At 40.7% G+C, this 25,681-nt stretch carries 16 protein-coding genes and 1 tRNA gene; 7 read left to right on the forward strand and 10 right to left on the reverse strand.

What is annotated here, in order from left to right; all coding sequences use genetic code 11:
* Nucleotides 1-2 precede the first annotated feature (2 nt).
* The 4 genes from ade to ATC1_RS07830 form a co-directional block, all read right to left on the reverse strand.
* Nucleotides 3-1,769 (reverse strand): adenine deaminase, encoded by a 1,767-nt coding sequence (ade, locus tag ATC1_RS07815; RefSeq protein ID WP_062279991.1) that lies wholly within the window; start codon nt 1,767-1,769, stop codon nt 3-5.
* A gap of 554 nt (nt 1,770-2,323) precedes the next feature.
* Nucleotides 2,324-3,184, reverse strand: coding sequence for an AraC family transcriptional regulator (locus ATC1_RS07820; protein ID WP_062279994.1), 861 nt, complete (start codon nt 3,182-3,184; stop codon nt 2,324-2,326).
* Between the two features lie 127 nt (nt 3,185-3,311).
* A tRNA-Gly gene (locus tag ATC1_RS07825) sits at nt 3,312-3,382 on the reverse strand.
* 147 nt (nt 3,383-3,529) lie between these two features.
* Complete coding sequence (locus ATC1_RS07830; RefSeq protein ID WP_062279998.1) at nt 3,530-5,002, reverse strand: serine hydrolase; 1,473 nt, start codon at nt 5,000-5,002, stop codon at nt 3,530-3,532.
* Nucleotides 5,003-5,165: 163 nt separating this feature from the next.
* Here ATC1_RS07830 and rsmG point away from each other — a divergent pair, with 163 nt between their 5' ends.
* Nucleotides 5,166-5,867 carry a 16S rRNA (guanine(527)-N(7))-methyltransferase RsmG gene (rsmG, locus tag ATC1_RS07835; RefSeq protein WP_172667735.1) on the forward strand — a complete coding sequence of 234 codons (702 nt, stop codon included), beginning with the start codon at nt 5,166-5,168 and terminating at the stop codon, nt 5,865-5,867.
* Nucleotides 5,868-5,988: 121 nt separating this feature from the next.
* On the opposite strand, the gene recF is transcribed toward rsmG, so the two are convergent.
* The 6 genes from recF to ATC1_RS07870 all read right to left on the reverse strand — a co-directional run bounded on the left by recF (nt 5,989) and on the right by ATC1_RS07870 (nt 15,519).
* Nucleotides 5,989-7,191, reverse strand: coding sequence for a DNA replication/repair protein RecF (recF, locus tag ATC1_RS07840; RefSeq protein ID WP_062280006.1), 1,203 nt, complete (start codon nt 7,189-7,191; stop codon nt 5,989-5,991).
* A 17-nt stretch (nt 7,192-7,208) separates the two neighbouring features.
* Nucleotides 7,209-7,757: a peptide deformylase gene (gene def / locus ATC1_RS07845; RefSeq protein ID WP_236688123.1), complete on the reverse strand. Its 549-nt coding sequence runs from the start codon at nt 7,755-7,757 to the stop codon at nt 7,209-7,211.
* Nucleotides 7,758-7,989: 232 nt separating this feature from the next.
* The gene (locus ATC1_RS07850) at nt 7,990-8,838 is read right to left on the reverse strand and encodes a YdbT family protein (RefSeq protein WP_152024266.1); all 849 of its coding nucleotides are present in this window, start codon (nt 8,836-8,838) and stop codon (nt 7,990-7,992) included.
* Between the two features lie 440 nt (nt 8,839-9,278).
* On the reverse strand, nt 9,279-11,762 hold the full coding sequence (locus ATC1_RS07855) for an ATP-dependent Clp protease ATP-binding subunit (RefSeq protein ID WP_062284019.1): 2,484 nt from the start codon (nt 11,760-11,762) through the stop codon (nt 9,279-9,281).
* A 579-nt stretch (nt 11,763-12,341) separates the two neighbouring features.
* Nucleotides 12,342-13,052, reverse strand: coding sequence for a CBS domain-containing protein (locus ATC1_RS07865; RefSeq protein ID WP_062280018.1), 711 nt, complete (start codon nt 13,050-13,052; stop codon nt 12,342-12,344).
* An 805-nt stretch (nt 13,053-13,857) separates the two neighbouring features.
* The gene (locus ATC1_RS07870; RefSeq protein ID WP_172667736.1) at nt 13,858-15,519 is read right to left on the reverse strand and encodes a GGDEF domain-containing phosphodiesterase; all 1,662 of its coding nucleotides are present in this window, start codon (nt 15,517-15,519) and stop codon (nt 13,858-13,860) included.
* Nucleotides 15,520-16,520: 1,001 nt separating this feature from the next.
* Between ATC1_RS07870 and ATC1_RS07880 the strand changes: the two genes are divergently transcribed.
* From ATC1_RS07880 to ATC1_RS07905, 6 genes are all read left to right on the forward strand, one after another.
* Entirely contained in the window at nt 16,521-17,660 is a 1,140-nt protein-coding gene (locus tag ATC1_RS07880; protein WP_062280029.1) for a cytochrome c3 family protein, read from the forward strand.
* Between the two features lie 15 nt (nt 17,661-17,675).
* A complete protein-coding gene (locus ATC1_RS07885) occupies nt 17,676-19,049 on the forward strand; it encodes a ferredoxin reductase family protein (protein ID WP_062280032.1) in 1,374 nt (457 codons plus the stop codon).
* A gap of 427 nt (nt 19,050-19,476) precedes the next feature.
* Nucleotides 19,477-20,964, forward strand: a complete 1,488-nt coding sequence (locus ATC1_RS07890; RefSeq protein ID WP_062280035.1) for an NAD(P)/FAD-dependent oxidoreductase — start codon at nt 19,477-19,479, stop codon at nt 20,962-20,964.
* Nucleotides 20,961-22,241 (forward strand): NAD(P)/FAD-dependent oxidoreductase, encoded by a 1,281-nt coding sequence (locus ATC1_RS07895; RefSeq protein ID WP_062280038.1) that lies wholly within the window; start codon nt 20,961-20,963, stop codon nt 22,239-22,241. The genes ATC1_RS07890 and ATC1_RS07895 overlap by 4 nt, the downstream gene beginning before the upstream one ends.
* Before the next feature lie 11 nt (nt 22,242-22,252).
* The gene (locus ATC1_RS07900; protein WP_201777260.1) at nt 22,253-22,621 is read left to right on the forward strand and encodes a DUF1667 domain-containing protein; all 369 of its coding nucleotides are present in this window, start codon (nt 22,253-22,255) and stop codon (nt 22,619-22,621) included.
* 415 nt (nt 22,622-23,036) lie between these two features.
* The gene (locus ATC1_RS07905; RefSeq protein WP_062280041.1) at nt 23,037-25,085 is read left to right on the forward strand and encodes an SUMF1/EgtB/PvdO family nonheme iron enzyme; all 2,049 of its coding nucleotides are present in this window, start codon (nt 23,037-23,039) and stop codon (nt 25,083-25,085) included.
* The last annotated feature ends 596 nt before the right edge of the window (nt 25,086-25,681 follow it).

Raw genomic sequence — 25,681 nt, forward strand, 5'->3', positions numbered from 1 at the left:
AGTCAATCCTCTTTTTGTAGTATCAGATTCGTAATGCAATGGTCATGTACGTTGATCAGTCCGAAATCAGTTAAACCCAATTCCGGTACTGTCGGCAGAGAAATGAAAGATAGTGTCATAAAAGGAGCTGCCATCGTAATGCCCAAACGATAAGCTGCTTCATTTAACTGATTCATGCGTTCCATCACTTCTCGCGCTGGAAGGATAGACATCAGGCCTGCAAGCGGCAAAGGCAATGCGTTGACAATTTGACCATCACAGACAGCAGCAAAACCGCCTTTCATGTCACGCAGTGTTTTTGCAGCAAACAGCATATCCTGATCGTTACAGCCAACGATGACAATGTTGTGATGATCATGAGAGACCGATGAGGCAAGGGCGCCCTTTTTTAGTCCGAATCCCCTAACCAATGCGGTTGAAACGTGTCCATTCTTTCCATACCGTTCAATGACTGATAGTTTTAGAATATCCCGACCAGGATCAGCTTCGATCTGCTCATTGTGTATAGGCATCCATTCGTGATCTTCCCGATTAATGATCTGATCCGGAATGAGCGTAATAATTCGACAAAGGGCACGTTTCCCGGATGCAGGTATTTGAAAGTTTTCTGCGGAAAGCGAAGCGGAAAGTTTCACCGTATCAAATAAGTCGGCAGGGTATGGTTTTATAGGAGCCGGAAAGGCAATTCCATTTTCTGCAACCAATTGTCCGCCTTTAAACACCCGTGCCGGTTTAATGGATCGAATATCTTCAAGCAAGACAATGTCGGCGTAACGGCCTGGTGTGAGCGATCCCAACATCGCCTCAACATGAAAATGTTTTGCCGCGTTAATCGTTGCCATCTTTATTGCCTCGACCGGATCCAGCCCTATATCGATGGATTTCTGAATGTTATAGCTGATGTGACCTTCCTGAACAATATCATTGACATGTTTATCATCGGTACAGAACATCAGATTTTCAGTGGGCAAACCGTTTTCAATGACACCTCTCATCAATCGTTCGGTATTCCGTTCGCTGCTTCCTTCACGTATCAGGGCGCAAATTCCTACCCGCAGCCTGTCCCTTAATTCTTCAAAAGTGACACATTCGTGATCATCAGCCAGATGACCTGCTGCATAGATGTTTAATTCGGCAGGAGATAATCCGATTGCATGTCCGTTGCAAATACGGCGGGATTCCAGTGTGGCCAGGATTTTTTCAAGATATTCCTCACGCATTCCGAGCACTTTTGATGGATCTAATTCACCCAGACTGAGCGTTTCATCCAATTTCAACAGTGTTTTGACTTCCTCAACTCCCAGGACAGCTCCGGCTGTTTCAAGTCCCGGGGCTGTTGGAACGCGGGATGGTACTTCCAGATAAATCCGAAATGGCAGCTTATCTGAATCTTTAATGAGAGCCAGCAGCCCATCGATTCCGGCAACGTTCGCGATTTCCATTGCATCCACAAAAAGCGTTGTGGTTCCCCATGGAACGATGACTTCCGAAAGCGCTTCCGGAGTCAATAAGGTCGTTTCGATATGGATATGTGTATCGATAAATCCTGGAATGGCGAATTGATTTTCCCCGTCTATACGTTTTTTTGCCGGATGATTCTGCTGAGGGTTAATGGCAATTATGCGGCCATGATAAATTGCCAGGGAGGCAGGGCGTATTTCATTGGTGTAGACATCCACCAAACGGATGTTTTCAAGAATAAGATCGGCTTCCTGCATTCCGCTTGCCGCCTCTAATTCTCTTTTGAATTCAGATAGATCATATTGCATCGCGGGTCTCTTTTTTTAAATTAGGATACCTGTTCTGGTTTGAAAAAAGGCATTAAGGAGTAAATTTATTAAAATAAAGCAGTACGGCGTGGATAAGTTTCTTCAAGAAAATTATACACTACCTAAAGAATAATCTTTTATAACGATTCAAAATCAGTATTTCGATTTTTGGAAAATCGGAGAAACGAATAAAAATTCTCAGAAATTATTGAAGGCTTTTACCTTAATGAATGATGATCTACATGAAATGATTTGAAAACAAGTCGAATGGAATGGATGAAACCTGTCATTGTTATTACCCTGTAGTGGGTGAAACAATCTTTTACCACATGAAGAAAGATTGCTTAGTCGGGTTTATGTCCTTCTCGCAATTGCAGATCAATCCATCAATCATTCATCATAAAAATGTAAGACGCAAAGCGTAAATACAACATAACAACAATTATTCCTTTCCATATTTCGAATCACTGATTATTGAAAGGAACTGTTTCTTAATAACAAAAAGTTTTACATTTCAGAATGTAAAACTTTTTTGTTGGCTGTCAGGATCCTTTTTACTTTTTTTGAATTGGGAGCCATACTTCACTTTTATACAGTGGAGAATTGATATCACCTTCCGGATAAACTTCGATATCTGGTCCATTGGAATATTCATATCCTGATGTTGGCAGCCATTCAGTCAGAATTCTTTTTTCCAATTCCTGGATCGCATCCGGCATTGCTCCGATACATTCAAAGATTGCCCATAGGGACTCAGGAACCATATAAGAGCAGAATTCATCCGGAATTTCTTTGGCGGTAGCTGCGGCAATATAATAATCGAATTCTTTTCCATCATTTTCCATCGCACAGACGCCTAAAATCCCTGAGGGTTCGGAATTCATGATGGCGCAAAGTTTCTCAGACAGACCCGATTGCATGAATTGATTCCAAAATTGCGGAATCTCTGTAAAATTTTCTTCAACGTTCACCGGCAGGCGTTTTTTGATTCCTGCAATTTTGAAAGCAGCTTTTTTTTCAATACGATAATTCATTTCTGATCCTCCAGTAACAGATAATTGAAATCGAATACGTGGATATGCTTTCAGATTCACACCTTCAGCCCGAGCATTGGAAGGTGCAATTCCATGGACATTCTGAAATGCTCGATTGAATGCAGTAGGGCTCTCGTATCCAAATTTGAGAGCTGTATCGATTACTTTCATGTCTGTATGCTGCAGATCAAATGCTGCTTCGGTCATTTTCCTTCTGCGCACATATTCGGATAACGGAATCCCGGCGATGTAGGAGAATATACGTTGAAAATGAAATTCCGAACAACAGGCGATCTGTGCTGCATGACGATAATCAATTACACCTGTCAGGTTTTCTTCAAGATATGAGACTGCACTATTCAACCTGTCAAGCCAATCCATCGTTTCGCTCCTGATTTCAAGATTTTAGCAGGATCAATTCTTTTTATCCTCGCAATTTTTGCACAAAACGGCGAGATTGATATTCCTTGAGGAGTATAAAAAAAACAGCCCATCAGGACTGTTTTTGAGCGGGCAACGAGATTCGAACTCGTGTATGTAGCTTGGAAGGCTACCGTTCTGCCACTGAACAATGCCCGCGATTTGCTGTTCCTTAATTGACCGAACCTTGAACTTTCTTTTTTTCTTCGGCCAATTTCGTTGAACGGCTATTATTTTATCACAACATTTAAATTTATTGCAATAGATTGAAGTAATTCTTCAAAAAAGTTGGTCAAAACTTCCTGGTCAGTTAATTTTACGAATAGCGTCGTCCAATTCTGAAAAATCGACATCCAAAAGTCTTGGCTGATCCAGATGCAGGGCATTTACTTTCCCGTTGCTGCCGATTAAAAATGTTACCAATCCTTTTGGAATATATGGATCACGCCATGTGATCCTGAAGGTATCGTAATGCCAGTGTTCCAGATCAGCTGTAAAAGCAGGCGTGTGTGAAAAGCGCAACACCAGGTTGTTGTTTTCTTGCTTTACAGAGAGCTCTCCATAAGCGCTGTCCTGATAGATTCCTGTATATTGATTCAGAGCAAGGGATGGATTGGTGTTCGGAATTTTTTCAGGTACAGACAGTTGTTTATTGGATTCCGGATCTTTTTTCCATGCTTCAACCCAGTCAACTGGTTCGAATCCTGCAAGCATATCCAGTGCTGTGTAAAGCGTGCTGTAATACGTTCTCCGATCTTCACTGTTGGTCAGAACAACCACGCCGCTGTTTATTTCAGGCAGCATCTCCATGCGTCCGCGCATACCGTCCACGCCTCCGGAATGCCCGACACTTTTCATTCCGCAATAATCCTGTACTCGCCAACCTAATCCAAACGTTGGAAATGTTGACCGCATTCGTGGATGAATGATGGTTTCTTCCTGAGATTGGGTGTATAACATATGTGGCTTGTGAATAAAGTCTATCGATTCCGGAGATAAAATGCTACGGTTTTCAAATGAACCGTGGTTGAGGAACATCAGCAGATATTGCGCAAGATCGTGCGAGGTGGAGTGAACCGACGCAGCCGGTCCGACGTTGTCATGATCCCGATATGGGATGATCGATAATTTGCCATCAATCATCGCATGTGGTGTAGCAATGTTTCCGATGCCGGATAATCGCAAAGAGGCAATATTTGGAAAGGTTCGCAACATATGTAAAGGAGAAAAAATATTCTGGGTTACAAAATCATCCCAGGTTTGTCCGGTTATTGCCTGAATGATAAGACCGGCTGCCAGAAAACACACATTCTGATACGCCTGATTGCTTCGGAAGCTACTGACTGGACGAAGAAATCGCAGCTTTCGGATGATCTCTGTTCTTGAATAATCGGAACCATACCAGATTGTTCCTGCGCTTTCACTTCTTAAACCACAGTTATGGATCAGCAGATCAAGTACGCGGATTTCTTTCGATGCAAAATCATCGTATAGTCGAAATTCAGGAAGATATTTACTCACAGGGTCTTCCCAATCAAACGCTTTTTGCTCGTGTAATATTGCCAGTGATGCTGAAACGGTCGATTTCGACATCGATGCGATTGCATAGGATGTCTGATCATCCACAGATTCGTTTTTCCCAAGTGTACGGGTACCGAATCCTTCTGAAAAAATAATCTCTCCGTTTTGAATAACGGAGACAGAAACGGCTGGAGTTGAAAACATCTGCATTGCATGGAAAATCGTTTGTCGTAATTTGTTTGCATAAAAGACGTTCATCTCGGTGAAATCCTCCGGTGTGTCCGAATTTCGAAATTAAAATTTACTATCTGATAGAATGAAAAACATCACAACAATAAAGAATCCTACCCAAATTTCGAATTACTGTGGATTCATAGAAAAATCCTCGTTTTTCAGTATAATTTGATTCATGGAAATTTGGGTGAAATATGCTCTTGAATATCTCAATATTTCTCTTTCGGTGTATCAGCAGGAACAGTTTGCCGTTTATGAACAATTGCTGCTGGAATGGAATGAGAAATTTAATCTGACCGCAGTACGCGATATCGGAGGTATTCGAATTAAACACTTTCTCGATTCGTTGACCTGCACAAAGGCGTTGGGTGATTTGAATGGAAAAAATCTGGCGGATATTGGCACCGGCGCAGGTTTTCCGGGAATCCCTCTTAAAATTCTTTTCCCTGAAATGAATCTGTTATTGGCGGATGCGACAGGGAAAAAAGTGAACTTCTGTCAGCATGTGATCCAAACATTAGGATTAAAAAATTCTCGGGCAATTCAAGCCCGTGCTGAGGAAATGGGTTTATCCAAAGAGCATCGGGAACGCTATGATGTGGTTGCGGCGCGTGCGGTGGCGAGATTGCCGATTCTGTGCGAATATCTTCTTCCTTTGGTCAAGATTGGAGGTGTAATGATTGCCCAAAAAGGGGAAACAGCTGCGGATGAGCTGGCACAATCCAAGAAAGCCATTCAAATACTCGGAGGAAAAAATCAGAGCATTCTTTCCGTTTCAATGCCATTCTTTGAGGATCGCCGGTACTTGGTTCTCATCCAAAAAGCCTCCGCTACACCATTTAATTACCCTCGAAGGACGGGGCTGCCATCGCAAAAACCAATTCTTTGAATAAATATCAAGACGGTTCGTTAATCAGCAATCTGGAATACGAAAAGACTTCAATCCATATTGAGGATTGCTACCCTTTAATGATCTATTTTGCAGGACGCCTCTCGGCTTTTCCTAAAGATTATTTTTGGATCGTTCCACCGGTGACATTCCAAACGACATGTTTTTGAATAAATGACTCTGTAAAATGGCTGAGATCCGATGTCGTCAGTATTCCTTGATTGCAAGTATTCAGCCACTCTTGTAAATCATTTCTGCGTTGATGATCCAATTCTGCCAGAGTCTCATCCAGCAGCAACAGTGGATACACACCGGTTTTTGTTTGCATCCAATTGATTTCCGCCAATTTTAGGGATATCAGGGCTGTACGTATTTGGCCGCGAGATCCGTAAGTACCTAAATCAATTTCGTTTCCGTTGATGCGAAAATCATCGCGATGCGGTCCGATGGTTGACAGTCCTCTTTCAATTTCCTTGTTACGAATAGAATTCAGACGATGATGAAATCCTTTTTCAATCTCGTCTGTGGAAAAACTCGATCGATCTGGGCAATTCGACATGACATATTTGGAAGGTTCATTTCCTGTTGAGTCCTTTGCCGGATCGTATGAAGGTTGATAATTGAGGCATAATTTTTCCTGGTTTGCAGTCAGTCTCAAATGGGCTTCCTGAGCGAATTCTTCCAACTTCAGCAGTGCATGAATTCTGTGATAAATGATGAACGATGCTCTTTTTGCCATCAGATCATCCCAATAATCTAATTGCTGCGGATCAGCTTTTCTTTCGCTTATCAGTTTTAATAATGCATTTCGCTGTGAAATGATCTGGTTATATTCGGTTAACGCTTGCGCATAACCGGGGATCGATTGCGAAAGAGTCAGATTCAAATACCGCCGCCTTTCCTGTGGGCTGCCTTCCAGGATGGCGGTCATTTGCGGAATCAGCAGAACAGCAGGAAATGTGCCGATAGCTTTTTGCGCGCTGGTTTTAATGCCATTCAGCAAAATTTCTTTTCGGACACGTGTGTTGAAATTAGCTGTTTCCTGAATAATTCTGATTTCGAGTTTGTGTTCAGTGTTTGATTTTTGAAATTGTGCAACGATTCTGGCAACAGCAACCGGTTCTTTCAATTCCTCAAATCGGATTAATTGGCGGTCATTTTCAGCGAGCTGAGAAGAAAATGCGGCGCAATAAAATAGCGCTTCAAGAATCGTCGTTTTCCCCTGCGCATTACCGCCAGATAAAAGCAGAATTCCGCGCGGAATTTCTGTCTCCACATGATGATACGATCGAAAATTGCTGAGGGTGAGGTTGGTCAGAAACATACGTCCGATGAGAAAAATCAGACCGTAGTCTTTGATTCATTGTTTTTATCAGATGGAGCAGCTTCCTCGTCTTCTGTTTCTTCCTGATTGATTTGTCGGACTTCTGTGGCACGATCCACGTAACAAATTCCGTCCAAGTGGTCAATTTCATGCTGGAAAATCCTTGCCAACCAGCCGCTGGCTGAAAGGTTTATCGGGCGGCCATAGATGCTGAGCGCCTTAATTCGAATGGATTTTGCTCTTTCCACTTGTCCGACCAGACCTTTGATTGAAAGGCATCCTTCTTCGGCTATAACAGTTTCTTCTGAACGCCATACGATTTCCGGATTGATCAGCTTGTAGACTTTTTTCTCAGCGCCTTCAGTCGCTTCATCTTCATAATTTTCAACCACAATCAGACGAATCGATTCACCGATCTGTGGCGCCGCCAGCCCAACTCCAAAACTATCGCGCATCGTCTCCAGCATATCGTTCGCCAAAATTCGAATTTCATTGTCAACTTTCGAAATTTTATGGGCTTTTCTTCGTAAAATTGGATCCCCGAGCTGGACAATATCTAAAATCATTATTTCATTTCTCCTGTTACAATTGGTTTTTGATGCAAATCCAATTGAGTATATTAAAGTGTCTTTTTTTTATTTTACCTTAGCAAAGGATGGCGATCATACCGGATTCTGATCAATGTGATCAATCGAAGTATCATAATTTCATGCTGGTGTGGAGTCGGTCATCTGTGCAAAAGCTCGATTGATGAAGGAGTCGTCTGCTGTCAGTTGCTCAAAAGTTTGAATCGCCTATCTACTCAGTTTTCACTTCCGATTGGCTGGATGATTGCTTTAGAGCAGTAACAAGCTCATGAATAAAAAATTGTTGTTTGTCCGTTTCCAATTGTTTCTGGAGCCTCTCATATTCTTCCACTCGCTGCAGAATGAGCTGCTGGACTTTTTCAGGTTCTGGAACAAAATCAAAGTCGACTTCAGATTCTCCGACAACGATCACCAGCGTGCCAAAATTGAGCAATAATTGGATGATGCCTTTCTTTCGGAAACGAACACTTTGTATTTTTCCCATCATCGCGATGTTGATGTCTTTTTTCGCGAAAGGTTTTTTATTGATGTCCTTAACACTGTCAGGTTCGATGATGTACAAATCATTGATCCAGTCAAAAAAACTATACACAATCCACAGGAACATACAAACCATTACGATGAGACAGATCGGTACGATGCCAGGATAAGCGATAATCGGCCAGTTTTCTTCTTTGCCGGCAATCAGGAAGAACAAAAAAACCAGAAAAATCAAAACAGGTCGATAAGCAAGATTGACAAAAAAAGCCCAATGGGCACGATAGATTATTTTTTTAGGCAATTCTTCCCGCAATTCTTTTTTCGTATCTTGGGGAGTAGATTGATGATCCGGATTGGATGCAGCAGCCGAAGTCAGGTTTGTTGGCGCTTTCCTCCATCTCAGCCATACACGAATCGCATAGATAAAGAATCCGATGATTGCAGCGCTGGCTATTGCAGGAGCTGCTGTGATTTTGTAGAACAGAATCCAGCATAGAAGCAGACAAGCAGCTAACAGGATCATTCCTTTCAGCATCTGAATGATCAGTATTCGTAAATGATTCAGGTCAGAATTCTGCATTGAATCTTTTTTCTCCTGCATTTTGGACATTAATATTGTATCCTTTATAAATCTAAGTATATCTCATCTGAATCTGAACCAGCAATCCGACAGCTATTCGATATATGGGAATTCAGAAAAATGAATCATATATGTCTAAAAATATTAAATGTTTTATCTTAATTGATGATGTTATATAACTAATGATTTGATAACAATTCATATGGAATGAATGAAACCTGTTGTGGGGGCAAAGCACTCTCCTGAAAATGAGAAAAGGCAGCCATACGAAATAGATTGCTTTGTCGGGCTGACGCCCTCCTCGCAATGACAGATTAATTCATGAAACAATCCTCATATAAATCATTTACGCGAAGCGTAAAAGATCCTATTACCAAAGAATCCCTTCCATATTTCGAATGGCTGAATAAAAATCCAATTTCTTTCTATGAAAGAAGGCTCTATTTTTCGAATTGTTGCGTTATTCCTGTATTGTTTGCTGCTTTTTTCTCATTCATCCGCAAAAAATCCAGTTCTTCCGCAGATTCTTTCTTGACGATTTTAATATGATCACCCTTTTTAAGTGTTCCGGAAAGCCATTGAATGGAGATTGGGCTTTCAATATATTTTTGCAGTGCGCGGCGTAGTGGTCTTGCTCCAAATGCAGGATCATATCCGATTTTTGCCAGCCATTTCTTTGCTTCCGGATCGAGTTCGATTTCTAATCCATTTTCATTAACACGCTGCCGTATTTCATTCATCTGAAGATCGACAATCTTTTCCATGTCTTCGATGGATAATTTTGAGAACATGATAATTTCATCGATACGGTTTAGAAACTCCGGTCTGAAGGTTGATTTCAGTGCCTTATCAATCTTTAATTTTGATTCTCGATCTTCATTGTCCTGTTCAGAACCAATGAAACCAAGCGTACCGGCTTTGTTGATATATTCCGTGCCAAGGTTGCTGGTCATTACCAGTACGGTATTCCGAAAATCAACCTGTCTGCCTTGTCCATCTGTTAATCTTCCGTCATCGAGAATCTGGAGCAGAGAATTCCATACTTCCGGATGGGCTTTTTCGATTTCATCAAAGAGGATAACCCGATATGGACGGCGGCGGATTGCTTCCGTCAGTTGACCGCCCTCTTCATATCCGACATATCCTGGAGGAGCTCCAAACAAACGCGAAACGGTGTGTTGTTCCCGATATTCACTCATGTCGATACGAACCAGAGCGTCTTCATCATCAAACAGAAATTTCGCAATCGCTTTTGCCAGTTCTGTTTTCCCGACGCCGGAAGGTCCAATGAATATGAATGAACCAATTGGGCGACTAGGATCTTTTAATCCGGAACGTGAGCGTCGGATAGCATCTGCTACAGCATGAATGGCTTCATGTTGTCCAATAATGTTTTCATGCAAACGTTCTTCCATGTGAACCAGACGATCTGTTTCATTTTCCAGCATCTGATTGACCGGTATTCCAGTCCAAAGAGCGACAATTTGAGCGATATCATCTACATCGACTTCTTCATCCAGATGATGTTCCTGTTCCCATGCGTCTCTTTTTTTAGAAAATTCATCCTGAATTCGAAGACGTTCTGCTTTGATCTTGGCCGCTTTTTCATAATCTCGTTCCACTCCGGCTTGTTCTTCTTCTGCTGCCAGTTTGTCAATTTCCGTTTTCATCGCTTTCAGATCATCCGGAAGACTGAATAAGGCAACCCGCAGTTTTGCGGCTGCCTCATCGATCAAATCAATGGCTTTATCCGGGCGTTTTCGATCGGATACAAATCGTGATGACAATCGTACGGCTGCTTCCAATGCTTCCGGTTTATATAACACTTTGTGATGTTGTTCATATTTTCCTTTCAGACCTTGCAGCATTTTCAATGTAACAGCTTCAGAAGGTTCTTCCACATAAACAGAAGCAAAACGTCTCTCTAAAGCAGTATCTTTCTCAATGTATTTGTGGTATTCATCCAGGGTAGTCGCACCGATGCATTGCAGTTCACCGCGGGAAAGGGCTGGCTTCAACATGTTGGATGCATCAATAGATCCTTGAGAGGCGCCGGCTCCGATGACAGTATGCAGCTCATCGATGAAAAGAATAATCTCACCGTTCGATTTTTGTACTTCCTCGATGATAATTTTGATACGCTCTTCAAATTCACCACGAAATTTCGATCCGGCAACCATTGCTCCCATGTCAAGTGAAATTACTTTCTTGCCTGAAAGTAATTCGGGGACGTCATTAATGGCGATTTTTTGTGCCAATCCTTCCACAATCGCAGTTTTACCGACACCAGCTTCCCCGATTAAAACCGGATTGTTTTTTGTTCTGCGGCAAAGAATCTGCATAACCCGTAAAATCTCTGCTTCACGGCCGATTACAGGATCCAATTTTCCTTCTCTTGCTCTTTGAGTCAGATCAACCGAATATTTTTGAAGGGTTTTATATTTAATTTCACCGGCTTGTTCTGTAATGTGTTTCCCGTCGCGCATTTTTACAATGATTTCAAAAACTTTGGCGCGTGTAATTCCCAACTCCTCGAGCAGTTTTGCTACGGCAGTTCCTTTTTCGTTGAGAATTGCCAGGAAAAGATGTTCAGTTGAAGTAAATTCATCTTTTAACCGGTTCGCTTCGGTGTATGCCTGGTCTACGATTCTACGTACATTCGGTGTGATAAAAATTTGTCCGGATCCTCCGCCATATATATTGGCTTTTGTCGTAGTTCGGAGAAGAAAATCTAATCGATCAGCCAAAGTTGCAGTTGATACATTCATTTCATCCAGAATTTGTGAAACGATACCTTCTGGTTGTTCAATCAGCGCCAGTAAGAAATGCTCTGTATCTATTTGGTTTTGTCCATATCGCTGCAAGATTTCTACTGCTCGTTGCGCAGCGTCCTGTGCTTTTTCCGTAAAGCGGTCAAATCGCATCATAATTTTTTCATTATCCTTTAACTCTCAGAATATTTTTTTGTTCCGCTTGTCTTTTTCAATCATAAGAGCTTAATTTCCTAATTTCAAAAAAAAACCGACAGGTTTATTTTAACGGTCTCATATTAGAACCGTATTAGAAAAAATTTGCAATTCTAACAACAATTCAAAACATGGAAAAATATTTTGAAAAAAAAAGATCTTGTTATCGTGTTTGCGCAAAGCGCAGCTACAATGCAATAACAATGATTCCTTTCCACATCTCGAATTTCTGGAAAAACCAGACAACTCATAGAATGCAAGTTTTAAACCAGAATTTCAGTATTTTAGAGTTTTCGATCAACGATTTCAAATATGGACATTTTATTAATGAGTAAGATTGTTGTCGGGTCGTTTTTGCTTGAAACGTAAAAACAATACAACAACAATTAATTCTATCTATATTTGAAATTGCTGGATTTCAATAAGTTCACTGAATAATACAGAACCAGAAATCACACTATTTTTCGATTAGAAAAAAATTGATAATCTGATCAGGTCGAAGGCGAAATGTCTTTATAAATTCAGGAAAAGCATTCTTTATTTTTCTCCAATCCGTAAAACATCCCAGGGGGTTATCATTCCCTGAAGCCAGCCGTCAGGTTTGCCGTCTGAAGTGAGAAAGACTACTGCCAATCGTCTGTTATTTCTCTGATAAGTTTTTTCAAATAATTCCCTGATTTCGATGTAAAGCGCATCTTTTGGCGCAAATTCATAATATTCGTTCCGATGTTTTTCTACTGGCAAGATGTCAATAAAATCTCCTATTTTCATATCCAAATGGATTCCTTTGCAGTTGTGTGCGATCATATACGAAAAAATCGTGCTCTTGCTGAAAACTCCATAGAGTTTGCCTTCGTCGATAATCGGGACATGGGTATATCCATTGTCTTCCATTTTTTTCATGATCGAGAAGGCCAAATCGTCCAATTTCGCCTTCATGATATTTTCGATTTTTATTGCAAAATCCATCGCTTTTAGCGGATGTTCGATTTTTTCGATAATCTCCATCAATGTTTTTATGACTTCTTCGGACGGTTCAATGGGATATTGGCCGTTCGTCATGGGAAGATGAACCAGAAGATTACGGATTTCACGAATCGTATCAAGATCTTCTTTGAATTCTCTCCCTTCACGGGAATTACTGAAATTGACCACAGGACTTTCAAATCTTTTTCCATTGCCTGTATATTTATCTTTAACAAGCTGCTCCAGTTTTTTGAATAGATCAAGAAATAAATCTGCCTGCATCGTTTCTCCTAATATCGTAGATATGGATTAATCAGTTCACAACATCCAGAAGATTCAAATCCTCGGCTGCAGAATCTTTTGAAAGAAAAGGAATGTTATGAAGAGTGTTAATAATTACAAAAAGCTGCCTGTCAGAATAGTCCTTTTGTGATAGTAATTCGAGATATGGGTAGTTTTTAATGTTGTTGAGATGTTTTTATGTAAAGTGCAAAAACATCTCAACAGCATTTTTCCCCGATTGAATCGAAAAGCAATTCCATATTTCGAATAATTTTTTTGTAATGATCCTAATTATAACTTTTGGTTTCAGTATATATTTATTTATCGGTGATTCGAAGCTTGGAAAGGATTAATAATTGTACGTATGATTTTTCACTTCGCGTAAAATCATACGTACAAAAAAGAAATCTTTTGATATTTTGAGTTACTGACTGGAATGGATTTAAATACAGTAAATAAAAATTTCTGTTCGAAAAGATGGAATATTTTTTAAAGAGGGAAGGCAGAAAAGATGGAAAAAATGATTCTTCTCGGTCTGTTGATGGCAGTCATGTGTATCGCAGCCGGATATTTCATCCGAAGATCAACAAAAAAGTAAAGAGGTGAAAAGGCTGGCAGGTTCATTCCATTTGTCTGATATGATGACATGAGAATGTCAGCGTCTGTTGAGAGAATTACGTGCTTTCTTTTTATCCTACTTCCAATTGACCAACCAGCGTGAAATCTATGATGCAATTGGAAGTATCGACTTGCATTGAGAATCGATTGCGGAAAATCTTCACAAGAACAATGAATTTTCTCCAAATTACAAATTGATAATTTGTATGGCGATTTGTTCTGAAGCAGTCATTCCGATCATATCGCTTGCTTTGATGGCAAATGAATCCGAATCATTGACCATCAAATTCGAAGTTTGATCCAATAGTTGTTCGAAATCCTTTTGGGGCATGGGTTTCCCATACAAGTATCCTTGTGCGAAATTACATCCGACACTCATTAGGAATTCAGCCTGACTATTCGTTTCTACTCCTTCACAGATGATACGAATATTAAGAGCGTTTGCCATCGAAACGATATGGCTCAGGATTTCTCTTGTCCGTTCCGAATCACAGGAATCAGTCAGAAAGAAGCGATCCAATTTCAAAATATCGATCGGAACAGCGTTCAACATCAGTAAAGAGGAATAACCTGCGCCGAAATCATCGATCGAAGTCAGAAATCCTAATTGACGAATTTCGTTCATGATTTTTTGTGCATTTTGAATATCCGAAAAAGCGGTTTCTGTTAATTCCAGTTCGATCATTCCGGTGGGCAGATCAAATTTCAAGAATAATTTTCGCAAATCTTCAACATATTTTTCATCATTCAGATGAACTCTGGACTGATTGACGGAAATTGGGACAATTCGTTTCCCCGCTTTTTCCCTTTTTTCAAGAAAAGACAGTACAGTTTTTAAAACAAAAAAATCCAGTTTTAAAATAAAACCGTTATTCTCGAAAATCGGAATAAATTGAGCCGGTGATAAGAATCCGATTTCTTTGCTGTTCCAGCGTATTAACGCTTCCGCTCCGACCAGTGACTGGTCTTTCATATGATATTTGGGCTGGAAATAGACTTCAAATTCCTGCTGTTGAAGTGCCTGTTCCTGAAAATTACGAATTGACTCCCGTAAGTTAATTTGAGCAAGCATCTGCTCATTAAAAAATACTATTGGAGAAAAATTAACATCCGCTTCCTTTCTTGCCACGGTAGCGGCATTGATGGCTTTTTTGATGTCGATTGCGCAATTTTGCGGCAGAAGACAAATTCCGAAAGTCCATTTTAAAATGAGCGTTTGACTTTTTATCGAAAATCCTTCATATTTTTTTTCAATTCCTTCCAAATCCTTTTTAAGGAATTCTTTTTCCTGATAAGGAATTAAACAGAGGAAATAATCAGAATTTGCCCTTGCCGCATACCCGTTATGTGAACGACATTCTTCTCCGACGATTCTGGCACAATAATTGAGAATATTATTAGACGTTTCCTCTCCGTAACAATTTCGAATAATATCAAAGCGGTTGATATTTGCGGAAAGGACTGCAAATTTTTTCTCATGTTCTCTGGCAATGATTTTGGGCACATTTTCTTCAAACCAGTGCAGATTATGCATGCCTGTCAACTCATCGATATAAGCGATCTTAAAAAAGTGATGTTTTTCTTCCCGCAGGAACATAAAATAAATAATAAGCAACAATGAAAAGATACAAATTGTAAGAGCCAGTAAGATGAAAACGATTTTTGGCTGCGCGGAAAATATGCTTTTCATTTCAGAAATCATTGTTTCAAAATAAGCGGTATGTACTGTTTTCTCTTCTGTCTGATTTACCTGTGGAAAAAATGAAAATGAGGATAAAAAAATAGCGGAAAACACTGAGGGTAAACTGTAGATTTGTTTCCGTTGAGCTTTATTTTTTATAAATTTCATGTAGTTATCTCTCCATATATCGCGGAATAGGTAAAAAACATAATAAATCAGAACACTATAAATCTGTTTATACGAATTTGCAGTGCAATAATTTGGACTGGATTGATTTGAATCAACAATTTCGCGTGTGTAATTATTTTCAATCATTATCCCATGTATCAACATGGCCTTCCCAAATTCAGCAATTCGAAATATGGATTAACCCTTCGAATAAAAAGAAGAAATTTGTTGATCTTATGGTTTTGAGTTTTGCTTGAAACCATAAGATCAACAAAGATTCTTTTCCTTTATCGAATTGCTGTGCCGATTTCTGATCAACCATATCATTCAGCAAGCAACAATTCGAAGAATGGTAAGGATTAATTGTCTTATTGTTTTTTATGCTTGGTACAAAAACAACATAATAACGATTTTTTCTCTCTTTTCTCAAAAGGCTTTTCATAATATGGAATTAATGCCCGGTAAGTTAAAAAGGAAATCTCATTCAATCGATTATTCTATTGTTCGTGGTTATTAAAAAGAAAATTTTAATGTTAAAAATGTTAGTTGTATAATTCTTCCTATGTATTTTAATTCAATTATCTTTTTTTTTCTATAGCTTTTTTTCTTAAAACGGATAAAGGGGTTTGAAATTAATTTCATTTACTTTTTGCTGATTGAGGGTAAGAAATTGAACTCGAAAAATTGTATGAATACCAAATTTTCGATTGTGGCTTTTCGAAATTCAGCAGTTCGAAATATCAATGAACCTTTTAAAACATTAGAGAAAATTATGTTCTTGTGTTGTTTTACGCTCTGTTCAAACGCAACACAAGAACAAAGAATCCTCCCCTGAACCCGAATAGCTATTCTTAAAAAAATGGCTCTTTTATTAATTTGTGTTTATAATCACAATGTTCGATAAGATTTAGACATTATCAAAGAAGGCTATCGTCGTTATAATTAAACTAACCTTGAAAAAAGCATGTTAATTGACTTTTATTTTTAGAGAGGATCGGCTTATGAAAAAAACGGCTGTTTTGTCAATTTTAGTTTTCGTATTCGCAATCGCTACCGGAGTCTTAGGTTATCTGTATTCGACAAAGATGGTTGAAAAACCTGAAGCTGCTGAATCTGCGCAGCTTCCGATCAGTGAAATGACCGATAAGTGGGCTTCATCTGCTCACGCTGATTCCTCGTCATTAGCTTTTCGTGACTGGGATGAGACTGAAGACAAAAAAGTCCCGCCAACCTGCGCAAAATGTCATTCATCATCTGGCCTGAAAGATTATTTCGGGTTAGACGGAACCGCAGTCATGGCTGTTGATAATCCGGCAAAGATTGGTAATGTAGTGGATTGTTCTGCCTGTCATAACAGTTATGTCGAAACAGCTACGACGGTCAAATTCCCATCCGGAATTGAAATGGCAGCTGCTTCAGACGTTGTTCCTTGTTGGACATGCCATCAGGGTATGCAAGGAGGAATTAATGGCGATCTGGATAAGAAAATCGGATCAACAGAGCCGGACGCAAAGGCAGAAGGTCTTGGATTTGTGAATCCGCATTATCTTGCGGTAGGCTCGATGTATTTGGGCTCTGAGGCAAATGGCGGCTATCAGTATGAAGGGAAAACTTACGCCGGACATTTCGAACATGCTGAAGGCGTTCAATCCTGCACTGAATGTCATGATCCACACTCATTGCATCTGGCTGACCCCGGATACAAAAAATGTCAAACCTGTCACGCAGAAGTGACTGCATGGCCGGATCAACAGAAAATCCGCCGTACCAAACAGGATTATGACGGTGATGGAGATGTAACCGAACCGACTTACGATGAAATTAATGGGTTGACTGAAAAATTGATAGCGGCGATTGTCCAATATTCAAAAGATATTTCAAAAGCTCCAATTGGTTACACCCCGAATTATCCTTATTGGTTTGCTGATCTTAATGAAAACGGAACTCAGGATGAAGGGGAAGCGGGCTATAAGGATTGGACACCCAGGATGATGCGCGCTGCTTTCAACTATAAGTTCGTATCAACTTCAGCAGGCTACATTCATAATCCGGTTTACTCAGCTCAATTACTGATTGACTCTATCAGCGACCTTGCAAGCGGAGATTCCGCAATTGCCCTTGATAAATTTGCTCGACCATAATAAAAAGAGGAATTCATGAATGCTGCTGTGATACGCTCTACCAGAAGAGCTTACCTGTCAAAAATTCGATTAAAAAAGACTTTATGGTTGATTTTGTTTTTTGTTGTCATTTTGTTCCCAGTTGTTGTAATTCTCGTTACGAATCTTCAGAATAACACCTGGCGTGAATGGCAGCGTGACCTTGCTTCCTGTTGCGGGTATCTTGGTCTCTCCTTAATGATTTTGTCGTTTATCCCAATTACCCGCGAACGCTATGTCACAAATTCATTTAACATGGATTCTGTGTATAAATTTCATCATGCTTTTTCGACTATCGGATTTTGGCTGGCGACTGCTCATTTGGTGATTTTGTGGATCAACAATTTCTCAATTGCATCTTTGTTAAATGTGTTTAGCAGTCTGCCTCTCTATTCAAAAGCAGGTACATTGGCGCTTTTTGCAGCAGCATTGCTGGTTTACTTTTCGTATTCGCGAAAAGAATTGAAAATAAACTATGATTTCTGGAAAATTGGACACTCGTTGATTGCCATTGCCATGGTTGTTTTCGGTATGATCCACATTCTTGGAATCAATTACTATACTAAAAATCCATTGATTTACGGATACTATGTGTTGCTTGTTTTTCTGGCAGTCTGTGCGATATTTTGGCTGCGATTAAATGCCGGCTTGATTGAATTACAGAAACCGTACAAAATTGTGGATGTGCGTGTGATGAATAATTCAACCACGGAAATCACATTGGAATTTGTCGGCTCAGAAAAACAGAAACCAGTAGCTTATCGCGCAGGACAGATTGCCTGGATTACGGTTCGTCGGTCACCTTTTGCATTCCGGAAGCATCCATTCTCGATTGCTTCATCGGATGTGAATCAAAAAATTGTCAAATTTGCGATTCGTGAATTGGGCGATTTTACATCCACGATCAAGGATATGAAAGTAGGCGAGAGAGTTTATATTGAAGGTGGCTTTGGCACATTTGATCTTGATAAACTTGGTGATGAGGGATTTGTCATCATAGCCGGTGGAATTGGAATTGCTCCTGCGATGAGTATTGTCCGGACAATGGCTGAAAAAGGGGATAAACGCAAAGTCGTCTTATTTTACGGCAGCCGTGATGTCGATAGTATTGGCTTTTATCAGGAATTAACCGACCTCTCTAAAAAAATGAATTTGGAGGTTGTACATGTCCTGGAACGGACGGATGATCCAAAATTTGAAAAAGGATATATCACTACGGATGTGCTCAGACGTCATTTCCCAAAGAATAAAGATCGATACGATGTATTCATCTGTGGACCTGCGCCAATGTTGGAAATTGTCCAAAAATCGATGAAGGAGATGGGAATACCGAAAGATAATATTTGGGAAGAATATTACAATATGGCATGATCCATTATCGTGAATCGATTGGGTCAGTCTTTTCCGATGATTAAGTAGTATTTTTATTTGGAGGCACAAGATAAAATTATTGTGTCTCCTTTTTTCTTTAATGCTTCGATTGCTTCATCAGGCTCTTATGCCCTTCTCTCAATGGCAGATTGCCATGTGAGCTCTATAGTGTTGAATCCTGTTATTACGAGTCACGAAGGAACGAACTTTGTCATTGCGAGCCCCGTATGAGTGAAGCAATCTCCAGTCAAATGGAAATCATACCAACCGGTTTAGCGGGTGATTATGTATTATTTTGAAATTATCATTGTCCCCTCGAAACAAAAATCCTATATTTTAATCGCTGTTTCTTATGAGGAAACGATATAATCAATAGAATAGACTTCATATATTCTGAGTAAGGCGCTGCGATTTTTGGAGTAATCGAATGGATTCATATGATGTTGTTATCATCGGAGCAGGCGTCGTTGGCTGTCTGACCGCCCGTTTTTTATCTCGTTATCAATTACGCATTCTGGTTATTGAAAAAGAGTCTGATGTTGGTGCAGGGACATCCTCTGCGAACTCGGCTTTGATCCATGCTGGCTACGATCCGGTTCCAGGAACATTAAAAGCTGCAATGAATGTCCGTGGGAACAGTATGTGGGATGATCTTGCTGGTGAACTGGATTTTGATTTTGAACGATGTGGCGATTATGTTGCTGCAATCGGAGATGAGGAATTTCAAAAATTGTTTGTTTTGAAAAAACAGGGTGAACAGAACGGTGTCCCTGGATTGAAAATCTTATCTCCTGATGAAATCCGGAAAAGAATTCCAAACATAAATCATGATGTCAGCGGAGCGTTGTATGCTCCGACAGCCGGGATTTGTGATACTTTTGCCGTAACCATTGCAGCTGCTGAAAACGCTCAAGCCAATGGGGTTGTGTTCAAATTCAATACCTGTTTTGAATCTTTCCTCATGGAAAACCATCAAATATTCGGAATTCGGACAGATCAGGGAGATATTTGTTGCAAATGGGTAATCAATGCTGCTGGTCTGTATGCCGATGAAGTAATGCATATGGCTGGCAGTCATCCGGAATTTCAAATCCATCCACGACGAGGTGAATACTGTGTTTTTGATCCAGCTTGTTTTCAGCTGGACACAGTCCTGTTCCCGGTTCCTTCGGAAAAAGGGAAAGGGGTTTTATTTTTTAAAACGACACATGGCAATACGATTGTTGGTCCTACTTCAGAATTTATTGACAGTAAAGACGATAAAGCTGTATCCATTCAGGGTTTACAATACCTTGAAGAACAAATGAAAAAAATCATCCCTGCAGCCGATCTGCGATGGACCATCGCATCATTTGCCGGTTTACGCGCTTCTGGAAACGCAGTGTGTAAAAATCGTGATGTGGATTATACGGGCGATTTTATTGTCGAAGCAGATGATTCGATCAAAGGACTAATTCATTGTGCTGGAATTGAGTCTCCGGGATTGACCGCATCTCCGGCTATTGCTGAAAGGGTTTTGCAATTATTACGAGATTCAGGGCTGGTGATGATTGAAAAACCGGTCTGGAATCCTTTCCGGAAACGGAGGCCTTGTTTTCGGCGTTTGACCAATGAAGAACGCAATCAACTGATCGCAAAAGATCCACGATATGGAAGAATTGTCTGTCGCTGCGAAATGGTCACAGAAGGGGAGATCGTCGCGGAAATTCATGCTCCGATTGCTGCCCGTACGTATGATTCGATTAAGCGCAGAACATGGTGCGGAACAGGACGCTGTCAGGGGGGCTTTGATTTAATTCGTGTTGTTGATATTTTGGCAAGAGAATTAAATCTCTCCCTAGAAAAAATTAATAAAAAAGGGGTTGGCTCAGAATTTATTGTTTCTGAGACAAAGAATCAAGGGAGCGGGAAATGATACCGATCCATGATTATGATCTGATCGTTGTTGGCAGCGGTCCTGCCGGGCTTGCAGCGGCTGTCTCCGCTAAAAAAAACGGCGTGGATTCTGTATTGATTATTGATCGGGATGTTGAGCCAGGAGGAATCTTGCTGCAATGTGTTCATAGCGGATTCGGGCTTGAGACTTTTGGAGAAGATTTGCCAGGACCTTCTTACGCGCAGCGATATATCCAGGATGCCGAATTGCTGCATATCGATTTCTTGATGGATACGATGGTTCTGGATGTTACAAAAGATTTTTCTGTAACCGTCAGTAATGAAAAATTTGGAATTCAAATATTTCTGGCAAAAGCAATTGTTCTGGCGATGGGCTGCAGAGAACGGAGCCGTGCCCAAATTCACCTCTCGGGAACTAGACCTGCAGGTGTTTTTACCGCCGGAACGGCACAACGTTGGGTAAATGTCGAAGGATTGATGCCCGGGAAAAATTTTGTCATTTTAGGATCCGGAGATATCGGTATGATCATGGCTCGCCGATTGACACTGGAAGGCGCTCATGTCAATCGGGTAGTTGAAATCATGCCTTATTTGAATGGATTGTCTCGTAATTATGTACAATGCCTTCAGGACTATGATATACCTCTGTTTTTAAATCATACGATCAACAACATCTATGGGAAAAAACGTGTTGAAGCTGTCGAAATTGTGCGCGTGGATCAAAATCGCAAAGTGCAACCAGAAACGGCGGAGATCATTCCCTGCGATACGGTACTGTTGTCTGTTGGTCTGATTCCCGAAAATGAATTGACGCGGAAAATTGGTGTAGCGATGGATCCGATAACGGGCGGCGCAATGACAGATAATTGTTTCGAAACCAGTTCCCCGGGAATTTTTGTCGCCGGTAATGTCGTTCATGTATATGATCTTGTAGATTACGTCACTCATGACGGAACAATCGCGGGAGAGCAAGCTGCAAGGTTTATTCAGGGTCATCGCAAAATACACCAGAAAAGGATTCCTGTCATTGCAGAGGATTCTCTTCGCTATGTTGTACCTCAAAAAATATGTCCTGAAACCCTGCAAGAAGCGGAAATCCAGCTCTTCATGAGGGTTTCATTTCCGATGGAATATCCTGTTCAAATACGAGCTTATTCGGATCAAGGGGATATTTTCAGGAAAACACTTCCCTACGTTCGTCCGGGAGAGATGGTGTCCATACAAATTCCAAAGACAGCCCATGATCTCATCCAGGCTTCCGATGCCATCAGGCTTCAAATCTTGCGAAAAGAATAGCGGGAGGATAAATGATGAATTCGCAAAATCTGATTTGTATCACTTGTCCGCGCGGATGTTCTCTGACAGTTTCGTATGACGATCAGGATCAAATGATCATCACGGGCAATCACTGTCTACGCGGGACTGCATATGCAAAAGCGGAACTGACTGATCCGCGCCGGATGATAGCTTCTACTGTACGAATTCACGGAGGAATTCACAAAATGCTTCCGGTTTCCACCAATGCTCCTTTTCCAAAAGCAAAAATTATGGATTTGATGGCTTTATTGAAATCGATCGAAATTGATGCTCCCGTTAAAATGGGTGATGTTCTGATCGAAGATGTTCTTGGCACAGGGATTGCTGTGATTGCGTCCCGCAGCATGAATCAATTGTAATGTGATGAATCAGTTCGATTATTGATTTGAATAGTCAATCCATTTTTCGAATTACGGATTATCGAAAAAGCTTTTCCTGAATTACTTACCTTTTGAAAAAAAGTCCATTTTTACGCTCAAATTTGGAGGTTTCTGGAACTAAATCGGGATACTCAGGAGTACACACATGACAATTTGTCAATGCGATCATAGAGAAGCAATCTCTTTTTGTGTGGCAATCTTTCCACAATAGGGCAGAGAGATTGCCACGCCCCTCCAGGGCTTGCAATGACAGGATTCTCACCACGCCCAAGAATTCCTTCCATCGTATTCGGACTGTTTTAAAGAATAAAAAATGGCATGAATCTTGCACAAAATGAATTGATATTCTTTTCGCTTTTTGAAGAGGACTGCCGAATCATAAAAAGAGGATGTTATGGATGAAAATCATGAGACAAAAAAAATCTATTCTGCAGGATATGCGGGAACTCTCACAGGAAAAAGTCATGAGATCAACGACGAATTTGTCACTTTTTATGAAAAAGAACCGGAAGGAATTGTCGGCGCTTCAAATGTATACGTCCTCTGTGATGGATTATCTGGAACCTGGCATCCGGAAGTAGCAGCAAAATTTTGCGGGAAAAAAATTATCTATTCCTATTTTAAAAGTCATGATTTTGTTGATGCGAATAAACTTGCGTTAGCAATACGAGAAGCAAATAATGAAATCTTCGCCTATGCAAAGGTGCAAGAACAGATGATGGGGGCATCTGTCATTGCAGCTGCTGTGACCGATGGAAAAGTTGTTATCGGCAATCTTGGTGATAGCCGCGCTTATATTATTCGTAAGGGAAAAGTTTTTCAGATCACAGAAGACCAGGAAACGATTGAAGAGAAAGTCCAAAAAGGAGAAATTTCAAATGAGGATGCTTTCTCCTTGCAGACAGGAGAAGCACGTCTCCATTCTCTGGGTTGTGAAAAAGACATTGTGATTGACGTCTATGACGGTATTGAAGTTAAACCGGACGATGTAGTATTACTTTGCAGCAAAGGATTGACTTCGTACATTGGGAAGAAAGAAATCTTGGAAGCTGTTCAGGCTGATTCTCCTCGAGAAATTGTGGATGCATTACTTGCTGTTGTCTTGAAGGCAGAGAGCAAACTGGATGCATCTGTTGCTGCAATTAAAATTTATGATGAAGAATATATTCAGACTGTTGTACGGAATGAAGGCAGTGCTCCTGTGCTAACCGATTTAAACAGAGAAATGAAGGATTTTGAAATCGCTCAAAAATCCCGATCAAAAATTGAATTTCCAAAAATTAAGAATGTGAAAAAAGACAAACTTCCGCTTTATATTATTGGAGGGTTGTTATGTTGTCTTGTTGCAGTAGGGATCATTTGGTTTTCTTCTTCTTCATTGGGAGGTTCCTTATTTGGATCCCGAGCGACTGCGACAGATACGATTGATCCAGTGCAATCTACTTTGGCAGCGATTCAACAAACAGCTCAGGCTGAACAGATTTTATTACTTTCTGCAACACCCACGATGACGCCTGTTCCGACCCATACTGAGACCGCAATCGTTACAGTTGCGTTTATTGATTTTGATACGGTCAAAGCAAGCCCAGCGGATTTTACAGAGGCATCCGTTCTTCTTGAACCTACCAGTACGGTCATCGCTCCGACAGCTGTTCCCGAAGAAAAAAAACCGATTGTGTCAGAAATCGATCAGTCAGAAATGATGTACGTGAAATCAGGCGATTTCCTTCTCGGTACCAATGATGTCTATGCTGCAGGATCTGAGGAAGGTCCTCAAGTTGAAGTATATCTGGACGCATTTTGGATGGATAAGACCGAAGTGACGAATCGGCAGTATCTGATGTGTGTTGAAGCGGGAACTTGTGAGGAATCCCCTTATATGACCTTACGCAATTCAGATTATGCTGATTTTCCTGTGACATATGTAAGCTGGGAGAATGCAAAAACCTATTGTGAATGGGCAGGAAAACGACTTCCAACTGAAATTGAATGGGAAAAAGCGGCTCGCGGAAGCGATGGACGAATTTATCCCTGGGGTGAAGAAGAACCAACTTTAGAAAATAAACTGGCAAATATTCCTTATTATTCAGACAGCGAAAAAAATCTTCCTCCCGGTTTATTTAAAACAGGCAGTTTCCCCGACGGTGCCAGCCCTTATGGAATTTTAGATCTGGCAGGCAATGTTTGGGAGTGGACATCTTCCTATTACGATGCAGGATATTACCAAATGCTTAGTGAAAAAAATACAGAAGAAGGGGATGTTGTGGACAATCCTACCGGTGCTGAAACAGGTTCAGCCTATGTGATCCGTGGTGGATCAGCAGCCGAGACAGAAGTAAACAATTATCTCAGCTATACCCGCAGTACCTATCGGGGTTATGTCAACATGTCCAGCAGTTATTATATTGGATTTCGCTGTGTAATGCCTGATTCTGAAGAATAAGCAGCAGTTCCTATGAAAATAGAATTCAATTTTCATTATCGGATGTGTAGTTTCTTTCATCTGCTGTTCGAAATATCAATTGATATGTCATTGCGAGGAGGTCGTCAGCCCGACGAAGCAATCTTTTTCCGGATGGCGCTCTGCCCTACATGTAGCGGGGAGATTGCCACGCCCCTTCGGGGCTCGCAATGACAGGTTCCTTATAGCAATTCCTATGAAAATTGAATTCAATTTACATAATCGGATGTGTAATTTCTTTCATCTGCTGTTCGAAATATCAATTGATATGTCATTGCGAGGAGGTCGTCAGCCCGACGAAGCAATCTTTTTCCGGATGGCGCTCTGCCCTACATGTAGCGGGGAGATTGCCACGCCCCTTCGGGGCTCGCAATGACAGGTTCCTTATAGCAATTCCTATGAAAATAGAATTCAATTTTCATTATCGGATGTGTAGTTTCTTTCATCTGCTGTTCGAAATATCAATTGATATGTCATTGCGAGGAGGTCGTCAGCCCGACGAAGCAATCTTTTTCCGGATGGCGCTCTGCCCTACATGTAGCGGGGAGATTGCCACGCCCCTTCGGGGCTCGCAATGA

This window comes from Flexilinea flocculi (assembly GCF_001192795.1).
Taxonomy (GTDB): Bacteria; Chloroflexota; Anaerolineae; order Anaerolineales; family Anaerolineaceae; genus Flexilinea; species Flexilinea flocculi.

Bases quoted from the DNA above. Each gene is read 5' to 3' on its own strand.
- ade (WP_062279991.1), bottom strand. From the start codon at position 1,769: ATGCAATATGATCTATCTGAATTCAAAAGAGAATTAGAGGCGGCAAGC.
- ATC1_RS07820 (WP_062279994.1), bottom strand. From the start codon at position 3,184: ATGGATTGGCTTGACAGGTTGAATAGTGCAGTCTCATATCTTGAAGAA.
- ATC1_RS07830 (WP_062279998.1), bottom strand. From the start codon at position 5,002: ATGAACGTCTTTTATGCAAACAAATTACGACAAACGATTTTCCATGCA.
- recF (WP_062280006.1), bottom strand. From the start codon at position 7,191: ATGTTTCTGACCAACCTCACCCTCAGCAATTTTCGATCGTATCATCAT.
- def (WP_236688123.1), bottom strand. From the start codon at position 7,757: ATGATTTTAGATATTGTCCAGCTCGGGGATCCAATTTTACGAAGAAAA.
- ATC1_RS07850 (WP_152024266.1), bottom strand. From the start codon at position 8,838: ATGCAGAATTCTGACCTGAATCATTTACGAATACTGATCATTCAGATG.
- ATC1_RS07855 (WP_062284019.1), bottom strand. From the start codon at position 11,762: ATGCGATTTGACCGCTTTACGGAAAAAGCACAGGACGCTGCGCAACGA.
- ATC1_RS07865 (WP_062280018.1), bottom strand. From the start codon at position 13,052: ATGCAGGCAGATTTATTTCTTGATCTATTCAAAAAACTGGAGCAGCTT.
- ATC1_RS07870 (WP_172667736.1), bottom strand. From the start codon at position 15,519: ATGAAATTTATAAAAAATAAAGCTCAACGGAAACAAATCTACAGTTTA.
- ATC1_RS07880 (WP_062280029.1), top strand. From the start codon at position 16,521: ATGAAAAAAACGGCTGTTTTGTCAATTTTAGTTTTCGTATTCGCAATC.
- ATC1_RS07885 (WP_062280032.1), top strand. From the start codon at position 17,676: ATGAATGCTGCTGTGATACGCTCTACCAGAAGAGCTTACCTGTCAAAA.
- ATC1_RS07890 (WP_062280035.1), top strand. From the start codon at position 19,477: ATGGATTCATATGATGTTGTTATCATCGGAGCAGGCGTCGTTGGCTGT.
- ATC1_RS07895 (WP_062280038.1), top strand. From the start codon at position 20,961: ATGATACCGATCCATGATTATGATCTGATCGTTGTTGGCAGCGGTCCT.
- ATC1_RS07900 (WP_201777260.1), top strand. From the start codon at position 22,253: ATGATGAATTCGCAAAATCTGATTTGTATCACTTGTCCGCGCGGATGT.
- ATC1_RS07905 (WP_062280041.1), top strand. From the start codon at position 23,037: ATGGATGAAAATCATGAGACAAAAAAAATCTATTCTGCAGGATATGCG.